Source organism: Microbacterium sp. EYE_78, assembly GCF_023149035.1.
Lineage (GTDB): Bacteria > Actinomycetota > Actinomycetes > Actinomycetales > Microbacteriaceae > Microbacterium.
The window spans coordinates 1,182,929-1,201,727 of the sequence record NZ_JAHXMY010000001.1; the positions used below are offsets into that span (position 1 = coordinate 1,182,929).

Sequence of the window (18,799 nt, forward strand, 5' to 3'; positions counted from 1 at the left end):
TGTTCACGACCGGTGTTCTCGTCCGGAGCACATGATGTGGCCAGGGGGTGGGGGGGTCAGCGCTCGCGCACCAGCCGGTTCACGCGCTGCTGCCACTCGCGCAGCTGCCACATGGGGTGGTGCGGGGCGGCGTTCGAGCTCGGGACGACCCCCCACACCCCGCGGTCGAGGGCGGTGCGGATGCCGTGTACCGCCAACTCGCGACCGGTCTCGGACTCCTCGAACCCGCCGTGCAGCGGCGTGTAGCCGACCCAGCCCTCGCCGATCACCGCGGGCACGCCCTGCCAGCGCGCCCACTCGGCGATCGCGATGACGCGTGACTCGATCTCGCGGTGCATGACCTCGGCGTAGCGCGGATACTCGGCATCGAGCCAGGCGTCCCAGGCTGCGGCATCCACCCAGTCGTAGCCGTAGATCATCTGGTCGGTGACGACCGTCGCGCGCAGCTTCCACTCGGCGGGGCGGCCGTAGTCGGCGGGCGTCGGGGCATCCGCCCGCAGCAGGGCGCGGAATTCGGCGTTGGGGAACCCCTCGCTGCCCTCCGAACGGATGTCGATGCGCTGCTGCAGGGCGTCGAGCACGCCGTAGCTGTAGACATGGAACTGCGCGGCGCCGAGCCCCGCCGGCAGTCGGTGCATCGCCAGGTGCGGCGGCTTGCCGTAGCTGGCCGTGACGAGCAGATCGGGATGCCGCGCCCGCAGCCGCTCGACCTCGGTCGCGCCGCCCTCGGCCAGTGCGGGGAGGATCGAGAAGTCGACCTCGTTGTGCAGCTCGACGAGGGCGACGAGGTCGCGGAAGCCGCGCTCGTCGATCCACGCGAGCATCCGGTCCCACGCGGCCCCGAGCACGGCGTACCGGTCGCCGAGCGGCACCGCGTCGATGGCGTCGAACCACTTCGCTGACGCGGCGAACGCCGGCGACTGCTGGTACTCCCAGCTCGCCAGTACGAGCACCAACCCGTGCCGCCGCGCCGCGACGAACAGTGCCTCGAGGTGCGCGTGCAGGTCGAGCGCGTAGCCGCCGGGGGTGTCGTACCAGCGCGTTCGCTGGCCGTAGTACCCGCCGGATGCCGCGGCTCCGAGCCCCTCGATCGCGAGGTCGCGGGCGAGGTCGTCGAGCCCGATGTCGCCGAAGAGCAGCAGGGGTGCCGCGCAGATGCGGATCGCGTTGTAGCCGAGCGCCGCGGCGTCGGCGCACGCGGCATCGAGGTCGGCGTACACGTCTCCCGCGCCGGCGCGGGTGTACCAGGAGAAGTCCCACAGCGTGATCGCGAGACGGTCGGGGAGGTGCGACGGCACCGCGCCTGTCGGCCCGTAGGGCGCCTCGGCGACGGTGCCCGAGCCCAGGTAGCGGTCGGTCATGCGTTCATCCTCTCTCGCGACGCCGCGCGGCCGGCCACGGCCAGCTCGCGCAGGGACGCGGCCTGCGCCCCGCGCCGGGCGGCGGTGTCAAGATCGAACACGAGCAGCTCCGGCAGGGACGTCGCGAAGTAGTCGACCTCGTCGGGTGCGGCCTCGATCTGGGCGGCACGAGCGTCGAGGGCGTCCCAGATCGCCTCGGCCGCGGAGGGCTCACCGAGGCGGGTGTGGGCGACGCCGATCCAGAACGTCGCCTCGTCGGCCGGTCGCGGGGCGACGGCGAGAGGCGTCGTCGCGCGGGCCCGCCCCCAGGCCGCGCGGGCGGCGGCGTCGTCACCAGCGAGACGGTGCGCATCGCCGAGGGCCACGAATCGCTCTGCCTGCGGGACGGCGGGATGCCGGCCCTCGCCGAGGTTCGCCGGAGCGTCGATCCCCGCCTCGAGGAGCGCGATGGCGGCATCCGCTCGGCCCTCGGCCGATGCGCGTCGCGCCAGGAGGCAGGCCGCGCGGTCGTAGGCGGCCAGCACGACCCCTTCGCCGCCCTCGAACGGACGGAACACGCGCGTCGTCAGGACCTGCCACGCGTCGTCGACCCGGCCGATGTCGAGCAGGAGTCCGACGTGGCTGACCGCGAGGTCGTCGCGGGCGTGGAGCGCGGCGGGGTGGCGCTCCATGAGCGCGAGGCGGGTCGCGGCATCCGTCCCCGTCAGCTGCGCAAGCAGGTCGCGCTCGAGGACGAGGCGCGGGTCGGGGCGGTGGGCGAGCGCGGTCTCGTACAGGTCGGCCGCTTCGGCGGGGTCGCCGCCGGTGCGGACGATTGCGAGGGCGAGGTTGCGCAGGACGACGGGGTCATCGGCGCCGAGATCCCGTGCACGCTCGAGTGCCGAGCGGGCGTCCGCGTCGCGACCGGCATCGAGCAGCCAGGCGCCGAGCATCCCCGCCGCGGCGGAGGACCCGGCCGCGGCGCCGACGACGAGGGCGTCGTGCTGATCGAGCCCGGCGGGGAAGGCCCCGCCCAGATCGAGGAGATCGGCAGCGGTGCGCTCGGTGGCGGCGAGGCCGGGGCGACCGGCGGCATCCGCCCACGCGGCGCGCAGGATCAGCCGGACAGGCTCGAGGTTGCCGAACCCGGCGTCGCCGGTGGCCTCGCGCTCGGTCGCGGCGAGGGCCTCGTCGAGCGCGCCGGCGCGGGCGAACTCGGCGCCGGCATCGAGCGCGGCGCGCGGGTCCGACGGTGCGGCGCCCGTGAGGCAGGTCGTGATCGGGTCGAGGGGGTCCGCCGCGCACAATGCGTCGAGCGCCGCCCCCGCGTCACGGCCGAGTCGCCGGAGCGCGAGCGCGCGGAGCCGCTGGGCCTCGGCGATCGGCCCGGCGGCGTCCGCCAAACGAAGGGCATCGCCCGGTCGGCCGTCCGCCAGCGCGAGTCGGGCACGGGCGAGGGATGCCGGTGCTGCCCACACCGCGTTCCACGCCGCGCGCGCGAAGCGGCGATCGGCGTCGGCGCGCTCGCCGAGGCGCTCGAGCGCGAGCCCGAGCAAGTAGTGCGCCTCGCCGTCGCGGGGGTTGAGGTTGCGGCGGGTCTCGCGGGCGACGGCGGCCTCAAGGTGTTCGCGCGCCGCGGCGTACTCGGCCCCCGCAAGGTGCCACGAACCGAGCATCGTGCGGGCGCGGGAGTCGTCCGGATCACGCCTGAGCGCTTCGTCGAGGTAGGGGAGTGGTGAACGGGTGGGATGCCGGTATTGCATCAGGTGCGTCGCCGCGAGGATGAGCTCGTCGGTGCCGGCGATGCGCTCGGCCGGCTCGGGCGCCGTCGCGACCCAGGGCTCGACCGCCTCCGCGTCGCGCTGCTCCCATCGGACGAGCGTCGCGTCGTCAGTGACTAGCGCAACCGCGACCGCTGTCCCGGCGACCTCGACGATCGCGGGGGAGCCAGGACCGACGGCGACAGCGAACATCTCCCGTCCGCCGCCGTCGACCTCGACCTCGAGGTGCGCCGCGTCGTGCGCGCGCGTCGTGATCACGCCGACCCGCGACCGGCCGCCCCCGGTCGTGACCGAGACCGCGGCATCCGTCGTCGCCTGTCGCACCGGACCGATCGCGTGGATCGGGAACCAGTGCTGCGAGAACGTCTTCGTCTCGCCGGGGACGAGCCAGGCGAAGTCGGGCTGGTTGTCGGTGTAGACGCCGGCCATGAGCTCGACATATGGGCCGTCAGTGTCGGTGAGCTGGTCGTCCCACGCGCGGCCGATGGGCCCGTCGCCCCACGTCCACTGCTTCTTGCCGGGCGAGATCGCCGGGTCTGCCCAATGCACGAACCCGGCGTCGGCGGCGTGGTCGTAGCCGCCGAAGAACCCGTCCTCGGTGTCGGTGATCATGTACGAGGTCGGCACCGGGATGTTGCTGTAGACGTCGACGCGGTCGGCGTCGGGGCGTTCGGCGGTGAGGGCGGGATAGTCGACGCCATAGTACGGCCGGTCGGCGCGCGGGAACGCGGTGATCGCGCGGCGGGCATGATCGGCGACGTAGCTCACGTCGTCGGGGAAGAACGACTGGTACTGCTCGTGCGACCGGGCGGCGACGTTCGCCCACCACAGGAAGGTCTGCGGCACGTCGGTGCGGTTGTGGAGGCGCACGTCGAGCTCGATGAGCGAGGATCCCGGGCGCAGTCGCACGCCGTGGACGCCCCGCATCCGCTGCAGCGGGTCGAGGTCGCTGTGCCAGACGACCGCCGCGCCGTCGTCCTCTCGCTCGATGCGGCTGTCGACGGGCAGGAACGTCGCCGGCCGGTGGTGCTGCGGCCAGTTGAACTCGACGCCGCCCGAGATCCACGGCCCGGCGAGGCCGACGAGTGCCGGTTTGATGACGTTGTTCCGGTAGAAGAAGTCATAGCCGGCGACCTTGTCGTAGCCGATGTGGATCCGCCCGCCGAGCTCAGGCAGCAGCATCAGCCGGACGTAGGCGTTCTCGAGGTGGATCGCACGCCACGTGCGCGGCCGCTTCTCGTGCGAAATCGACTCGATCATCGGCAGCGGATAGACCCGCCCACTCGAGCCCTGGTAGACCCGCCGGTCGAGGAACGCCGGGTAGGGGTCGGGGTCGCCGGGCTCGTACGTGTCGATGACGACGTCCTCGGACCAGCACGCGACCCCGCCGTCGTCGAGCAACGCCTGCTGGTCGGCGGGTGCGTCGGGGAGGTGGATGCGGCTGGGCTCGGCGTCGGGCATGGGGCGAATCTATGCGTGCGTGCGTGCGCGGGCCATGGGTTCGGGCGCGGTGCGCCTGGACGATCCGACGATGCGGTGCGGCAGGATGAAGGGATGCAGCGGGCGGACGGGTTCGAGCGGCAGCGGCTGAGCGTCGTGCCGCGCCCCGTCGTCGACGCGGCGCTCGCCAAGCCGGTCACCCGGCGGATGATGGTGACGGATGCCGGCTACTTCCCGCGCGCGGCGGATCACGGCCGGCACCGTCCCGCGGGTGCGCCCGAGACGATCGTCATCATCTGCGTGTCAGGGGCTGGGTGGGTCGAGGCGGGTGGCCAACGGACGCGCGTGGGGTCGGCGACGGCGATCATCATCCCCGGCGGGATGCCGCACGCGTACGGTGCCGACGGCGAGGATCCCTGGACGATCTGGTGGTGCCACGTGCGCGGTTCGGACGTGCCGGAGCTGGTCGAGGCCGCGGGTGTGTCCGCGGACCGCGTGGTGCTGCCGCTGCGCGCCGTCGATCGGGCGACCGCGCTGCTCGACGAGATCTCGACCGCCCTGGCGCGCGACACCACACCCGCCCGGATGGTGGTGACGGCGGGCATCGCGTGGCGCCTGTTCACCCAGCTCGCCGTCGACCGGCTGCTGCCCGAGCACGGCACTCCCGTCGAGCGCGCGCTGCGCTACCTCGAGGAGCGCATCGACGGCACCGTCCATGTGGGAGAGCTCGCCGCGATGGTCGGGGTGTCGCCCTCGCACCTCGCCGCCCTGTTCCGCGATGCGACCGGCGGCGGGGTCATCGCGCACCACCTCGCACTGAAGATGGCGCACGCCCGGCACCTGCTCGATACGACCGACCTGCCTGTCGCGGAGGTCGCGCGCCGCGTCGGCATGGACGATGCGTTCTACTTCTCGCGGAGGTTCCGCGTCGCCCACGGGGTGTCGCCGACGGCGTACCGGGGGCAGCGGAAGGGGTGAGGGTGGCTGCGGCCGGTGCCGCGGCATCCACCCACCGTTCGAGATTGCAATGGATGCCGCGCGACACCCGGCGTCGCGGCGCCCGTGCCCGGCGTGTCGCACCCGATCCATTGCGATCCGCAACGCGTCTGACGCCCTGGCGCGGCGAGCATCGACATCGCCGACGGCATACCTGGACGATCCGATGGGCTCCCGTCCCGCCCGACGAAGGCTCCCTAGGCTCGAGGCATCCCCACCCCCGTTGGAGTCCCGATGACGCGCGTCCACGCTCTGTCCGTCCCCACGCCCGCAGCAGCCGAGGGCACCGGCATCCGGCCCTCTGCAGGTGACGACTCCGGCGTGGACGTCACGGCGCAGTCGGTCCGGCGGGCCGGCCGGCCGATCTTCCCGATCTCGGGCGAGATCCACTACTCCCGCATCCCTCGCGAGAGATGGATGCCGGTGCTCACCGCCGCCCGCGCCGGCGGCCTCACCCACGTGTCGACCTACGTCCTCTGGAACCACCACGAGCCCGACCGCGGTCGCGCGGACTTCAGCGGCGGACTCGACGTGCGCGCCTTCCTCGAGACGGCGCGCGACGCCGGTCTCGGGCTCATCCTGCGCATCGGACCCTACGCCCATGCCGAGGCGCGACACGGCGGCCTGCCCGACTGGCTCGTGGACTCCGGCCTGCCGCTGCGCACCAACGACCCCGCCTACCTCGCCGAGGTCGAGCGGTGGTACGCCCTGCTCGCGGAGCAGGTGCGCGGTATCCCCTTCTTCTCGATCCAGGTCGACAACGAGCTGTACGACGGCGCCGACCATCTCACGACCCTGCGCGAGATGGCGGAGGGGTTCGGCATGCGGTCGCCGATCTGGACCGCGACGGGCTGGGGCGGCGCCCAGCTGCCCGAGGGATGCCTGCCGGTCTACGGCGGGTACCCCGAGTCGTTCTGGGTCGACGCCGACGTCGAGCCCGACCTCCGCAGTCACGCGAACTTCTACCCGTCGCCCCGTCGCGACGACGACTCGATCGGCGCCGACCACCGTGACGGCGCCGCCGTCGCCGAGGCGGTGCGGCCGCCGCATCCGTTCACGACCTGCGAGCTCGGGTCGGGCATGACCTCCGCCTACCATCGGCGTCTCGACGTCCCCGCGGCGGACGTCGCCGCGATCGCGATGGCCAAGCTCGCCTCGGGCAGCGTCTGGCAGGGCTACTACATGTACGCCGACGGCCGGAACCCGCGCCGAGGCCTGCAGGAGTCCCACGCGGCGGACGGTCCGAACGACTTCCCCGAGATCGCCTACGACTTCGGCGCTCCGGTGCAGACCGACGGCGCCCCGCGGGCGAGCTGGGCGGCGCTGCGTCGGCAGCATCTGCTGCTCGAGCGATGGGGATCGGCGCTCGCAGCGATGCCCGCGACGTTCCCGGACGACGCCGTCGACGCCCCCGACGTGACGGGGCTGCGATGGGCGGTCCGTTCCGACGGGGCGAGCGGGTTCGTGTTCGTCGTCAATCGGCATCCCGGGATCGACCTACCCGCCCACGACGGCGTGCGGTTCGAGATCGGCGAGACGGTCTTCCCCGGGGTCGACATCCCGTCCGGCGCGGTGTTCGCATGGCCCTTCGGGATGCCGCTCGGCGGCGTGAACCTGCACTGGCTCACCGCGCAGCCGGTGACCGAGGTGACGTGGCGCGATGCGCCGCTGCTGGTGGCGGCGGCGACCGCCGGCATCCCGCCGCAGCTCTCGGCCGACGCGGACGTCGTCGAGGTCGGGAGCTCCCGCGGACGGATGTGGGAGCTGGCGCGCGACGCCCGTGTCGTCGCACGGGTGCTCGCGCTCGATGAGGCGGACGCCGACGCCGTCGCGCTCGCCGGCGGGCGGCTGGTCTGGGCGCCGGGCGCTGTCGTGACGGACGATGGGGCGGTGACCTTCGCGGGGGATGCCGCGGCGGCACCCCGCGTGGAGGTGCTGCACGACGACGGATGGTCGGCGGTCGACGTCGCACTCGGACACGCGGCGGATGTCGCGGTGACGCTCGAACGCTCCGCCGGAGCGCCGCCGACCGGTGCTGAGCACGGTGGACGCGCGTCGATCCCGCGGGCGTGGGATGCCGCCGCGGTCGTGACGCTCGCAATCGAACCCGGTGACGACCGCACCCTGCGCCTGGAGTGGACCGGCGATGTCGCGCGCGCCTGGGCGGGCGACCGTCTCGCCGCCGACGCGCTGTGGACCGGGCGACCCTGGCGGATCCCCGCCGAGGCCCGGGGTGACGCCGCCGAGCTGCGCATCGAGATCCTGCCGGGTCCGCCGCACGGGGCCGTGCGGTTCCCGGCGCAGGAGCCGGTCGGCGCAGCCGTCACGCGCGCGGAGCTCGAGCCGAGCGCCAAGGCGACGATCCCGCGGCGCTGACACGCCCGCCCAGCCCCGGCATCCCGCCCCTCTGCATCCACATCATGTGCTCCGGACGAGATCACACGTCCCAGACGGTCGGCGACGTGTGTACTGGTTGCGAGCACACGATGTGGACGGGGGATGCCGCAACCTGCCGCCGCGTCCTGCCCCCGCGCTGACGCGCCCGCGCCTGAGCGACGCGCGCCAGCGCGCCGGTTCGGGCCCGCCCGCCAGCGAGCCGCGCACGCCCTGCACTCAGCGCGCGGAGACCACGGCGTTGTCGAGCGCGTCGAGGTCGACGCCGTCGCGCGGGGCGCGGGCGGTGAGGAGCACCCAGGCGATGCCCGCGGTCGGGTGCACCCAGAACTCGGTGCCGGCCCATCCGCCGTGCCCGTAGACGTCGCGGTCGATGAGGCCGGGTGCGCGCGACCGCAGGTTCCAGGCGAAGCCCCAGTCCTGGCCGCGCTCGGCCGGGTACGGCTCGAGGCGGGGGATGTCGCCCGTGAGCGGGCGCCGCATCATCGCGAGTGTCGCCGGACGCAGGATGCCGTCCGTGCCGCCGCGCTCGATGCGCAGGAGTTCGGTGCCGAGCCGCAGCAGGTCCTCCGCCCGTCCCGCCAGGCCCGCGCCGGGATGCCGCAGCGCGACGAAGCGCTCCATGTCGAGGCCGGCCTCGGCGGCGCCCTCGACCTCCACCGTGCCCTCGTGATCGAGGCTGAGGCCGTCGGCCCCGATCTCGTTCGCCCACTCGGCGACCGCGTCGTCCCACCCGCGCCCCGTCGCGTGCTCGAGCAGTGCCGCGATGCCCTCGAACGCGATCGACGAATAGCGCGACACGGTGCCGGCGGTGAAGTCGCGGCCGGCGGTGATCAGTTCGGTCCGCAGCGGACGCGGGGTGTCGAGCGCCGGCTCCGAGATCCCCGACGTGTGCGACACGAGGTGGCGCAGCCGGACGGTGTCGTCGCGGTCGCGCCCGAACTCGGGCAGCGCATCGCGCAGCGGCGTCTCGGGCGTCAGCAGCCCCCGCTCGACCGCGCGGGCCGCGGCGAGGCCGACGAGCGGCTTGGTGATCGAGAAGAGGGGGAAGCGAGCCGCGGCATCCGTCCCGACGGCGTCGAGCGCCACGGTCCCGTCCGCCGTCGCGATGCCGAGGACGCCGGAGGGCAGGCGCCCTTCGGCGACGTGCCCGCGCACGAGGTCGAACGCGGCGGTGAAGGAGGCGGTCATCAGTGTCCTTCCGAGTCGGTGAAGCGCAGGCCGAGCCCTTCGTGGGGGACCTCGACCAGTCTCCCCTCCGCGATCGCGACGGGGGAGGCGTCGTGCAGCGCGCCGAGCGCGCCGAACCCGGCATCCTCGACGTCTTCGACCATCGTCTCCTGCGGCAGGGTCAGGGCCAGCTGCCCCGACAGCTCCGGGAGGAGATGGGGATGCATCGCGACGCCGGCCGCGTGTGCGTCGGCGGCGATGGCGAGGAACGGGGTGATCCCGCCGACCCGGATGACGTTCGGCTGCACGACCTGCGCCGCCCCGCCCCGGATGACGTCGTCGAAGCGATAGCGCGTGTGCAGGTTCTCGCCGACGGCGATCGGCACCGCCGACGATCCGCGCAGGCGTCGCGCGAGCTCGATGTGCCCCGCCAGGTCGTCGGCGCGCAGCGGCTCCTCGATCCAGGCGATGTCGAAGGCTGCGAGCGCGTCGATCGCATCGGCCGCGCGGTCGAGCGTCCAGCGCTGGTTCGCGTCGACCATGAGGGCGCGGTCCGGCCCGATGACCTCGCGCACCGCGGCGACGCGCACCAGGTCGCGCGAGAGGTCGGGGCTGCCGACCTTCATCTTGATCGCGTCCATCCCCGCGGCCACCCACCGATGCGCCTGCTCGACCAGCTCGTCGAGGCCGTAGTGGAGGTTCACCCCGCTGCCGTACACGCGCACTTGCTCGCGTCGTCTGCCCAGAAGGGTGGAAACGGATGCCGCGTCCGCCCGCGCCGCCGCATCCCACAGCGCCAGGTCGACCCCCGCCATGGCGATCGTCGTCAGGCCACCGCCGCCCGCCTCGTGCAGATGCCGCCACAGGTCCGGCCAGAGTTCGGCGGCGTCGGCGGGGCGGCCGACCGCGAAGTCCGCGATGTCGTGCTGCAGGAGCGCCAGCACAGCGTCCGCGCCGATCTGCGGCGTCCACGAGAACCCCCAACCGCGCACGCCGTCGGATCGCGTCACCTCGGTCGCGATGACGCCGACGGAGGTGACATCGGCGCCCCACGGCCGCGTCAGCGGCACGCGCAGGAGTCGTGCCTCGAGGCGGGCGATCACGATCATGGCAGCTGCCTCGCACCGGTCGGGGCCGCGGCGAGCTCGGTGCGCCAGCGCCGGCTCGGCCGCCATCCGAGGACGCGCGCCGCCTTCGCGCTCGAGAAGGCCGGTGCGGTGCCGGTGAGGCCCGACGCCAGGTCGTCCGCGCCCGGGACGAATCGCGGCAGCAGGTCGGCGAGCGGGGCCTCGGCCAGCGCGTCGTCGGCTCCGACGAAGAACACCTCGGCGTTGGGGATCTCGGGCAGGGCCTCGAGCAGGCGATCGGCGAACGATGCGACGTCTCGCGCATCGACGTAGTTGAACAGCGACGGCGCCGCGAGCGCCGGATCCGCGAGCCGTTCGGCGACGGTGTGGCCCTGCTGGGTGGGTGCCCCGCCCCACTCCTCGGGCGCGATGACGAAGCAGGGGCGGAAGCTCGCGTACCGCACGTCGTCGCCGGTGCGGCGGTGCAGCATCGCGACGGTCTGCTCGATCAGCAGCTTCGAGAGCGCATACGCGTTCCACGGCCTCGTCGGCGAATCTTCGTCGAGGGGCAGCGCGTCCGGCAGCCAGCCGGACGGATTGCCGTAGCCGAGGACGGTCGGGCTGGATGCCGCGACGATCCGCGTCATGCCGGCGTCGACCGCTCCGCCCAGCACCGAGACGGCCAGCGCCGCGTTCGTGCGCATGATGACGTCCTCGGGCGCGCTGAAGGGGACGGCGATGGCGGCGAGGTGGATGAGCGCATCGGCCCGCGCGGACGCGAGCGCGGCGGCCGTGGCATCCGCGTCGGTCAGATCGATCGCCACCTGCTCGACCCCGTCGACGTCGAGGGCTGCGGTGCGCACGCGATCGAGTGAGACGACCTCGTGGCCCGCTGCGGCGAGACCCGCGACGAGGTTGCGACCCAGCCGGCCGGAGCCGCCGGTGACGACGACGCGGCTCACCCGTGGTCCGCCAGCAGCTGCACCCCGAGGTCGGCGACGCGGATCGGCGTCCCGGTCTCGAGCGAGCGGTTGCCCGCGATGCCGACGGCGATCGAGCGCACGCCGTCGGTCCAGTCCGCGGGACGGCCGAGCGGATCGTCGACGGGGCCGGCGAAGACGTCTTCGAGCAGCAGCACGTCGCCGCCGCCGTGCGCCTCGCCGCCGCCTTCGATCGGCACCTCGACCGCTTCGGACCAGTGGCGCTGCAGGATGAGCCGCTCTCCGACGGGGCGGAGCGACGACGCGTCGCCGGCGTCGGTCGCGCTCGGGTCGACGACGGGGTGGAGGCCGTCGCCGACGAGGACAGCGCCACGCTCGATGACCTCGAGCTCGGCGCGACCCTCGGTCCCGTTGACGGCGACGCGGTAGCCCTCCCAGGGAGCGTGCGCATTGAGCGAGTACGAGAGGGTGGCGCCGCCGTCGTAGTCGACGACGAGCGCGAGGTTGTCCTCGATCGAGATGCCGGCACCGAATACATCCCGGTCGCGCAGGTAGCCGTCGTGCGACTCGGCCTGCAGGTACAGCGCCTCGAGGCGCGCGTCGCCGCGCAGGTCGAGCTCGAAGGGATCGCGCTCGCCGTCGTGCGTCCCGCGGGCGGGGCGCTCGCCGAGGCTCCGCGCGGCGGCGTTCTCGGCTCCATAGAAACGCAGGCCGCCGGAGGCGAAGACGCGGCGCGGTCGCTGCCCGATCCACCAGTTGACGAGGTCGAAGTGGTGGCTGGACTTGTGGACGAGCAGACCGCCGGAGTGCTCCTTCTCGCGGTGCCAGCGACGGAAGTAGTCCGCGCCGTGCTGCGTGTCGAGCATCCAGGAGAAGTCGATCGAAGTGACCTGACCGATGCGTCCGTCGCGGATGACCTGGCGGAGGGTGCTGTTGCGCGGTGCGTAGCGGTAGTTGAACGTAAGGACGACCCGGCGCCCCGTCTCGGCGACGGCCTGCTCGATCGCGGCCGCGCGCTCCGCGTCGATGGTCAGGGGCTTCTCGACGACGACGTCGGCGCCGGCGCGGAGCGCGCGCACGATCATCTCGGCGTGGGTGTCGTCGCGCGAGCAGATGATGACGCGGTCGACGTCGTGGTCGCCGATCAGTCGCTCGAGGTCGTCAGGTCCGCCGACAGCGGGGCGATCGGCGCCTCGCGAGACGGCGAGATCGACGTAGACGGCTGCCCGCACGGGGTTCGGCTCGCAGACCGCGACCAGCTCGGCGCGGCCGGCGTAGGTCGTCGTGATGGCGTCGACGTACATCTGGGCACGATGTCCGGCGCCCACGAGGGCGTAGCGGGTGCGCGACATAGAGCTCCTTCAGGAAACGTTTTCTCGGTGCGGGCAGAGTATCACGGGGCGTCGTCGCGCCGGGGTCAGGCGGGAGCCGTCCCGGTGCTGCTGCGCACGACGACCGCCGGCTCGCGCACCACCGAGGCCGGGGCATCCGATCCGTCCAGCAGTGCCGTCATCGCCCCCCAGGCATCGCCGCCGAGCTCGAGGGCGGGCACGGCGACCGTCGTCAGCGAGGGTGTCGCGAAGCGCGCGTAGGGGATGTCGTCGAAGCCGGCGATCGAGAGGTCGCGGGGGATCGAAAGGCCCCGCTCGAGCGCCGCCGACAGCAGGCCGAGCGCGACGAGGTCGTTGAAGCCGAGTGCCGCGGTCACGGATGCCGCGAGCACGGCATCGAGCGCAGCCGCGCCGCTGTCGACGTCGACGCCGGCGGTGATCTCGACGACCTCGACATCGGGACGCCCGTCGAGCACGCGGTCGATCGCGCGGCGGCGGGCCGCGCCGGAGGCGCTCGCGACGGTCCCCGACAGGTAGGCGATCCGGCGGTGGCCGAGCTCGAGCAGATGGGAGAGCAGCTGGTGCATCCCGACCTCGTAGTCCGCGGCCACCGTGGGAGCCGCGACCTGGGCCGGCCGGTTCACGACGACGACCGGAGCGAGTGCGGGGAGCAGGCCGTCGAGCTCGGCCTGCGGCATCCGCGGCGCGCACAGGATGACCCCGTCCGTGCGCCGACGTGTCGCGCTGGCGATCGCGGCCTCGTCGGCGACGTGTTCTGCGGAATCGGCGACGAGGACGTGGAAGCCGTCGGCGGCGGCCGCCGCCGAGATGCCGCGGAGCACGGTCTGGAAGGTGGGGTTGCCGAGATCGGGGACCACGACGGCCACCGTCTGGGTGCGGCCGAGCACGAGCGAGCGAGCGACGGGATTCGCGGTGTACCCGAGCTCCGCGGCGATGATGCGCACGCGCTCCGCCAGCGCGGGATCCACCGTCGGGTTGCCGTTCATGACGCGCGAGACTGTCGACAGCGACACCTCTGCGCGGCGCGCGACCTCGGTGATCGTCGTGCGGGTGGACTTCGCCATGGCGTCTCCTTCCGAGGCATCCGACATACTACGAGAAAACGTTTCGCCGGCAGCTTCGCGGGTGGATGCCCACGACCGAGGAGGATCATGCGACCGTCCCCCGCCGACCGCGCAGAGAAGCAACGGCGGCTGCAGCGCCTCCGCGACGAGGCGGGTGGTGCGGCGCTGCTGCTCGATTCGCACGAGGCGCTGGCGTGGTACCTCGACGGGGCCCGGACGCACGTGTCGCTGGCCGGACCGCCGGTACTCGCCGTCCGCGTCGACGACGACGGCGACACCCTCTTCGTCGCGGCGAACGAGGTCGACCGGCTGGTCGCTGAGGAGCTGCTCGAGTCGGATGCCGCGCGCCTGGTCGCGGTTCCGTGGCGGACGCCCCCGGCGGTCGCCGCCGCCGCGGCGGGGCCCGTCGGGCGGGAGGGCGAGGTGGCGCCCCTGCTGCGAGCGGCGCGTGCGGCGCTGCTGCCGGCGGAGACGGACCGCTATCGGGCCCTCGGACGCGAAACTGCGGAGGTGCTGACGGCCGTCGCGCGGGAGCTGGGTGCGTCGTCGACCGAACGTTCGGCCGCGGCCGGGCTCGCGTCGGGTCTCGTGGCGCGCGGGATCGACCCGCTCGTGATCCTGGTCGCGGGGGAGGAGCGGCTGCCCCACCGGCATCCCCTCCCCGCCGACGGCGTGCTCGGGCGTCGGGCGATGCTCGTCGTGTGCGGGCGGCGGCACGGCCTCATCGCCAACGCGACCCGGTGGGTCGGCGACGCGGGCGACGGTGATGAGCGGATCCTCGAGGTGGAGGCGGCGTTCTTCGCCGCGACCCGCCCGGGCGCGCGGCTCGACGAGGTGTTCGCCGCGGGGACCGCGGGGTACGCGGCGGCGGGCTTCGACGCGGACGAGTGGACGAAGCATCACCAGGGCGGGCCGACCGGGTACGCCGGTCGCGACCCCCGCGCGACGCCGCTGACGACGGATGCCGTGGCGTCGGCCCACGCGTTCGCGTGGAACCCCAGCGCGCCCGGCGCCAAGGTCGAGGACACCGTCCTGGTCACCGAGGCGGGCATCGAGGTGCTGACGGTGGATCCGCAGTGGCCGACCGCGGAGTTCGCCGGGCTGCACCGGCCGGCGGCGCGCGCGTTCGGCTGAGAGGCGGGTGGGGGCCTGCCGGGGCGTCGGATTCGGAGATGTGCGTCGGATTCGGACCAGGGACGCGGGTGTGTTCCGAATCCGGCGACATGCTCCGAATCTGATGCGCAGGAGTGGATGCCGAGGTGGGCGATGCGCCTCGAATTCTCTGCCACACTCGCCAAGGTCGCCCGTTCGGCTCGTGAGCCGGTTCGGGCTGGTCGTCACCCGCCTCGGCAGAATACGATGGAGTCATGGGTAGGAAAACGCTTTCCCGCGTGAGCGGGATGATCGACGGTGCTCACCCCGCGCGGTCGATCCTCCGCCTCCTCGCGCGTCGTCCCGGCCGCATCTCGGTGGCCGTGCTCGCCTTCGCGCTCAAAGAGGTGCCGCTCTGGTTCCTGCCCGTCGTGACGGCCGCGATCATCGACATCGTCGCGGACGACGGCGAGGTCTCGCAGGTCGCGTGGTGGTTCGCGGTCGCCGCCGTCCTGCTGCTGCAGAACTACCCGAACCACATCGTCTACACGCGCAACTTCATGACGGTCGTCCGCGACACCGGCGCCGATCTGCGCAACGCCCTCGCCGCGCACCTGCAGAGCCTGTCGATCGGCTACCACTCGCGCACGAGCTCGTCCCTGGTGCAGACCAAGGTCGTCCGCGACGTCGAGAACGTCGAACTGATGCTGCAGCAGGTGACGCATCCGCTCCTGTCGGCGATCATGGTCATGGCCGGCGCGCTGTCGATGACCGCGGTGGCCGTGCCGCAGTTCCTCCCGGTCTACGCGCTCGCCGTCCCGATCGCGATCGGCATCCGCTACGGCATGCGCAACCGCTCACGCGCGCGCAACGAGACGTTCCGGCGCGAGGTCGAGGTGCTGTCCTCGCGCGTCGGCGAGATGGCATCCCTCATCCCCGTCACCCGGGCGCACGGCCTCGAGGAGACCGCGGTCACGCGCGTCGCGCACGGCGCCGACGGCGTGCGCCGGGCAGGGCTCCATCTCGACATGCTCAACGGCCACGTCGCCTCCATCTCGTGGGTCGCGATGCAGCTGCTGGGGGTGGGATGCCTCGTCCTCGCCGCCCTGTTCTCCCTCACCGGGGTCCTGCCCATCACCCCCGGCGAGGTCGTGCTGCTGTCGACCTACTTCACCCTGCTGACGCAGGGGCTCACCCAGCTGCTCATGCTCATCCCGGTCGGCGCGCGTGGTCTCGAGTCGGTGCGGTCGATCGCCGAGGTGCTGCAGGAGCCCGACCTCGAGCTGAACGAGGGCCGGGATGCCGTCGCCGACGTCTCGGGCGAGATCGACCTGCACGCGGCGTCGCACCGGTACGCCGGGGCGGGCGACGACGCGCTGCACCGGATCGACCTGCGCATCCCCGCCGGCGCCACGGTCGCCTTCGTCGGCTCGTCGGGGTCGGGCAAGTCGACGATGCTGAATCTCGTCCTCGGGTTCCTCCGACCGACCTCGGGGCGGATCCTCCTCGACGGTCGCGACATGCAGGAGCTCGACCTCCGGACCGTACGGCGATTCGTCTCGGTCGTGCCGCAGGAGTCGGTGCTGTTCGAAGGCACGATCCGCGAGAACGTCGCGTACGGCCTGCGCGACGTCGACGACGCCCGTATCGAGCGGGCCCTGCGCGATGCCAACGCGTGGCAGTTCGTCCAGGATCAGCCCCACGGGTGGGACACCGTCGTGGGCGAGCGCGGCGCGCGGCTCTCGGGCGGGCAGCGTCAGCGCCTGGCCATCGCCCGGGCCCTCGTGCGGGACCCCCGCATCCTGCTGCTCGACGAGGCGACCAGCGCGCTCGACCCCGAGTCGGAGGAGCTCGTGAAAGACGCGCTCGGGCGTCTCATGCAGGGTCGCACCACCCTCGTCGTCGCCCACCGCCTCTCGACGGTGCGGCAGGCCGACACGATCGTCGTCCTCGAGGGCGGCCGCATCGTCGAGCAGGGCTCGCACGCCGAGCTGCTCGAGCGCGGCGGCCGCTACGCGCACCTGCACCTCACCCAAGCCGGCCTGGCATGACCCACACCCGGGAGGCATCCGCATGACCACCACCCTCCGCTGCGCCCTCATCGGCACGGGCAGCGTCGCGCACCTGCACGCGCGGGCCGTCGCCGCACACCCCCGTGCCGAGCTCGTGGCCGTCACCGACCACCGGCGCGAGGCCGCCGACGCGTTCGCCCGGGAGTGGGGAGAAGCGGCGGTCTACGACGACCTCGACGCGCTGCTCGCCGCCGAGCGGCCCGACGTCGTCCTCATCTGCACGCCGCCGGCCGTGCACGCCGAGCAGGCGGTCGCGAGCCTCGAAGCCGGTGCGCACGTCGTCGTGGAGAAGCCGCCGGCACCCTCGCTCGAAGAGCTCGACCGGATGCGGGGTGCCGCCGAACGCACCGGCCGTCGTCTCGCGGTCGTCTTCCAGCAGCGCACCGGCACCGCCGCCGCCCACGTGCGCGGGCTCCTGCGCTCCGGCGCGCTCGGCAGGCCGCTGCTCGCCGCCTGCCACACGCTCTGGTTCCGGGGCGAGGACTACTTCGCCGTCGATTGGCGGGGCACGTGGAGGACCGAGGGCGGCGGGACCACCCTGGGCCACGGCATCCACCAGCTCGACCTGCTCGCCTACCTCCTCGGCGACTGGGCCACGGTGCAGGGCCGGCTGTGGCGTCTCGATCGCGAGACCGAGACCGAGGATGCCTCGACCGCCACCGTGACCTTCGCGAGCGGTGTCGTGGCGCAGGTGCTCACGAGCGCCGTGTCGCCGCGGCAGACGAGCTCGATCCGCATCGACACCCAGAAGGCGACCGTCACGGTCGACCACCTCTACGGTCACGGGCACGAGAACTGGGCGATCACCCCCGCCCCGGGCTTCGAGGGCGAGGCGGAGGCCTGGCGGTTGCCGGACGTCGAAGAGCGCAGCGACCACGCCCCGCTTCTGCGCGACGTGTTCGACGCGCTGCTGTCGGGTGATCCGCTGCCGCCGACCGCCGACGAGCCGGCGCGCTCGTTCGAGCTGGTGACGGCGATCTACGCCTCGGCGGCCGCCGACGGGGCCGTCGTCACGCCCGCGGCGCTGGCCGCGCACCCGACGCATCGCGCGGGCCTTGAGAGCCCCGTCACGGACATGCGGCCGGGACTCCAGGGAGAGCGGACGTGACCATCGCGGAGCTGTACCGCGACCCCGTCTACGACGGCGCCACCGATCCCGTCGTGGTCATCGAGGGCGGCACCTGGTGGATGTTCTACACGCAGCGCCGAGCGACGCATCCCGACCCCGGACCGGGCGTCGCGTGGGTCCACGGCAGCCGCATCGGGGTGGCGCAGTCCGGTGACGGCCTGCGCTGGGAGTACGCGGGAACGCTCGAGCCGGTGCGCGGCGGCCTCGACCTCGATCGGAGCGGACCTCCGCCGGCGACCGATCGCACCCACTGGGCGCCCGAGGTCGTCCACGACGGGCAGCGCTGGCGCATGTACCTGACGGAGATCGACGGCGTGCCCGACCGGTGGCCGGGGCACGCGAGGACGATCGTCGAATACCGTTCCGACGACCTGCGGTCGTGGCGCCGCGAGGGCCCGATCGACCTCGGCAGCGACCGGGTGATCGACGCCGCCGTGGCCCGGGTGCCCGGTGGGTCGTGGCGCCTCTGGTGGAAGGACGAGGCAGCCGACTCGGTGACGAAGGTCGCCGTCTCGGACGACCTCGACACCTGGCGTCAGGGCGGCATCGCCATCGGGGGCACGGCGCACGAGGGCCCGTCGGTGTTCGAGCTGGCGGGTCGCTGGTGGATGATCGTCGACGAATGGCGCGGCATGGCCGTGCACGTCTCGGATGACGCGGTGCACTGGCGCCGACAGGGCGGACCCGACGACGTCATCCTCGGAGCGGGCGAGGTGCCCGGTCCCGGGTTCGGCCACCACGGCGCCCCGGTCCGCGTGGGGGATGACGTGTGGTTCTACTTCTTCGGGCACCCGACGCGCGCCTACGTCCCCGACGAGGACGCGGACGACATCGACGACCGTCGCTGCGCGATCTACCGTGTGCGCCTCGAGGTGGGCGATCACGGTCTGGTGACGACCGCGGGCTGACCGCGCGCCGATCGGTAGCATTCGTGTTACCGGTCCCAATCGGCGGTGGAAGG

General features: G+C 73.2%; 13 protein-coding genes. 6 read left to right on the forward strand and 7 right to left on the reverse strand.

The features are described 5' to 3' along the window. Nucleotides 1-56 precede the first annotated feature (56 nt). Both KZX17_RS05645 and KZX17_RS05650 read right to left on the reverse strand, forming a co-directional pair. Nucleotides 57-1,361 carry a cellulase-like family protein gene (locus tag KZX17_RS05645; RefSeq protein ID WP_248170191.1) on the reverse strand — a complete coding sequence of 435 codons (1,305 nt, stop codon included), beginning with the start codon at nt 1,359-1,361 and terminating at the stop codon, nt 57-59. Further along, the gene (locus KZX17_RS05650) at nt 1,358-4,582 is read right to left on the reverse strand and encodes a DUF5107 domain-containing protein (RefSeq protein WP_248170190.1); all 3,225 of its coding nucleotides are present in this window, start codon (nt 4,580-4,582) and stop codon (nt 1,358-1,360) included. Before KZX17_RS05650 ends, KZX17_RS05645 begins: the two co-directional genes overlap by 4 nt. Nucleotides 4,583-4,675: 93 nt before the next feature. On the opposite strand from KZX17_RS05650, the gene KZX17_RS05655 reads away from it, so the two are divergent. Together KZX17_RS05655 and KZX17_RS05660 are read left to right on the forward strand one after the other, a co-directional pair. Further along, nucleotides 4,676-5,539, forward strand: a complete 864-nt coding sequence (locus tag KZX17_RS05655; protein WP_248170189.1) for an AraC family transcriptional regulator — start codon at nt 4,676-4,678, stop codon at nt 5,537-5,539. A gap of 252 nt (nt 5,540-5,791) precedes the next feature. Beyond that, on the forward strand, nt 5,792-7,933 hold the full coding sequence (locus KZX17_RS05660; protein WP_248170188.1) for a beta-galactosidase: 2,142 nt from the start codon (nt 5,792-5,794) through the stop codon (nt 7,931-7,933). A 237-nt stretch (nt 7,934-8,170) separates the two neighbouring features. On the opposite strand, the gene KZX17_RS05665 is transcribed toward KZX17_RS05660, so the two are convergent. The 5 genes from KZX17_RS05665 to KZX17_RS05685 all read right to left on the reverse strand — a co-directional run bounded on the left by KZX17_RS05665 (nt 8,171) and on the right by KZX17_RS05685 (nt 13,545). Continuing rightward, nucleotides 8,171-9,142, reverse strand: a complete 972-nt coding sequence (locus KZX17_RS05665; protein ID WP_248170187.1) for a serine hydrolase — start codon at nt 9,140-9,142, stop codon at nt 8,171-8,173. After that, complete coding sequence (locus KZX17_RS05670; RefSeq protein WP_248170186.1) at nt 9,142-10,230, reverse strand: mandelate racemase/muconate lactonizing enzyme family protein; 1,089 nt, start codon at nt 10,228-10,230, stop codon at nt 9,142-9,144. Before KZX17_RS05670 ends, KZX17_RS05665 begins: the two co-directional genes overlap by 1 nt. Continuing rightward, a complete protein-coding gene (locus tag KZX17_RS05675; RefSeq protein WP_248170185.1) occupies nt 10,227-11,150 on the reverse strand; it encodes an NAD(P)-dependent oxidoreductase in 924 nt (307 codons plus the stop codon). Before KZX17_RS05675 ends, KZX17_RS05670 begins: the two co-directional genes overlap by 4 nt. Then, on the reverse strand, nt 11,147-12,481 hold the full coding sequence (locus KZX17_RS05680) for a Gfo/Idh/MocA family protein (RefSeq protein ID WP_248170184.1): 1,335 nt from the start codon (nt 12,479-12,481) through the stop codon (nt 11,147-11,149). Before KZX17_RS05680 ends, KZX17_RS05675 begins: the two co-directional genes overlap by 4 nt. A 65-nt stretch (nt 12,482-12,546) precedes the next feature. Then, on the reverse strand, nt 12,547-13,545 hold the full coding sequence (locus tag KZX17_RS05685) for a LacI family DNA-binding transcriptional regulator (RefSeq protein WP_248170183.1): 999 nt from the start codon (nt 13,543-13,545) through the stop codon (nt 12,547-12,549). Between the two features lie 168 nt (nt 13,546-13,713). Between KZX17_RS05685 and KZX17_RS05690 the strand changes: the two genes are divergently transcribed. From KZX17_RS05690 to KZX17_RS05705, 4 genes are all read left to right on the forward strand, one after another. After that, nucleotides 13,714-14,679 carry a Xaa-Pro peptidase family protein gene (locus tag KZX17_RS05690; protein WP_248171648.1) on the forward strand — a complete coding sequence of 322 codons (966 nt, stop codon included), beginning with the start codon at nt 13,714-13,716 and terminating at the stop codon, nt 14,677-14,679. Nucleotides 14,680-14,912: 233 nt separating this feature from the next. Further along, the gene (locus KZX17_RS05695) at nt 14,913-16,688 is read left to right on the forward strand and encodes an ABC transporter ATP-binding protein (RefSeq protein ID WP_248170182.1); all 1,776 of its coding nucleotides are present in this window, start codon (nt 14,913-14,915) and stop codon (nt 16,686-16,688) included. 22 nt (nt 16,689-16,710) lie between these two features. Further along, a complete protein-coding gene (locus KZX17_RS05700; RefSeq protein WP_248170181.1) occupies nt 16,711-17,817 on the forward strand; it encodes a Gfo/Idh/MocA family protein in 1,107 nt (368 codons plus the stop codon). Then, nucleotides 17,814-18,746, forward strand: a complete 933-nt coding sequence (locus tag KZX17_RS05705; protein WP_248170180.1) for a hypothetical protein — start codon at nt 17,814-17,816, stop codon at nt 18,744-18,746. The genes KZX17_RS05700 and KZX17_RS05705 overlap by 4 nt, the downstream gene beginning before the upstream one ends. Nucleotides 18,747-18,799: the final 53 nt, after the last annotated feature.

Bases quoted from the DNA above. Each gene is read 5' to 3' on its own strand.
- KZX17_RS05670 (WP_248170186.1), bottom strand. From the start codon at position 10,230: ATGATCGTGATCGCCCGCCTCGAGGCACGACTCCTGCGCGTGCCGCTG.
- KZX17_RS05695 (WP_248170182.1), top strand. From the start codon at position 14,913: ATGGGTAGGAAAACGCTTTCCCGCGTGAGCGGGATGATCGACGGTGCT.
- KZX17_RS05680 (WP_248170184.1), bottom strand. From the start codon at position 12,481: ATGTCGCGCACCCGCTACGCCCTCGTGGGCGCCGGACATCGTGCCCAG.
- KZX17_RS05700 (WP_248170181.1), top strand. From the start codon at position 16,711: ATGACCACCACCCTCCGCTGCGCCCTCATCGGCACGGGCAGCGTCGCG.
- KZX17_RS05685 (WP_248170183.1), bottom strand. From the start codon at position 13,545: ATGGCGAAGTCCACCCGCACGACGATCACCGAGGTCGCGCGCCGCGCA.
- KZX17_RS05655 (WP_248170189.1), top strand. From the start codon at position 4,676: ATGCAGCGGGCGGACGGGTTCGAGCGGCAGCGGCTGAGCGTCGTGCCG.
- KZX17_RS05650 (WP_248170190.1), bottom strand. From the start codon at position 4,582: ATGCCCGACGCCGAGCCCAGCCGCATCCACCTCCCCGACGCACCCGCC.
- KZX17_RS05665 (WP_248170187.1), bottom strand. From the start codon at position 9,142: ATGACCGCCTCCTTCACCGCCGCGTTCGACCTCGTGCGCGGGCACGTC.
- KZX17_RS05660 (WP_248170188.1), top strand. From the start codon at position 5,792: ATGACGCGCGTCCACGCTCTGTCCGTCCCCACGCCCGCAGCAGCCGAG.
- KZX17_RS05645 (WP_248170191.1), bottom strand. From the start codon at position 1,361: ATGACCGACCGCTACCTGGGCTCGGGCACCGTCGCCGAGGCGCCCTAC.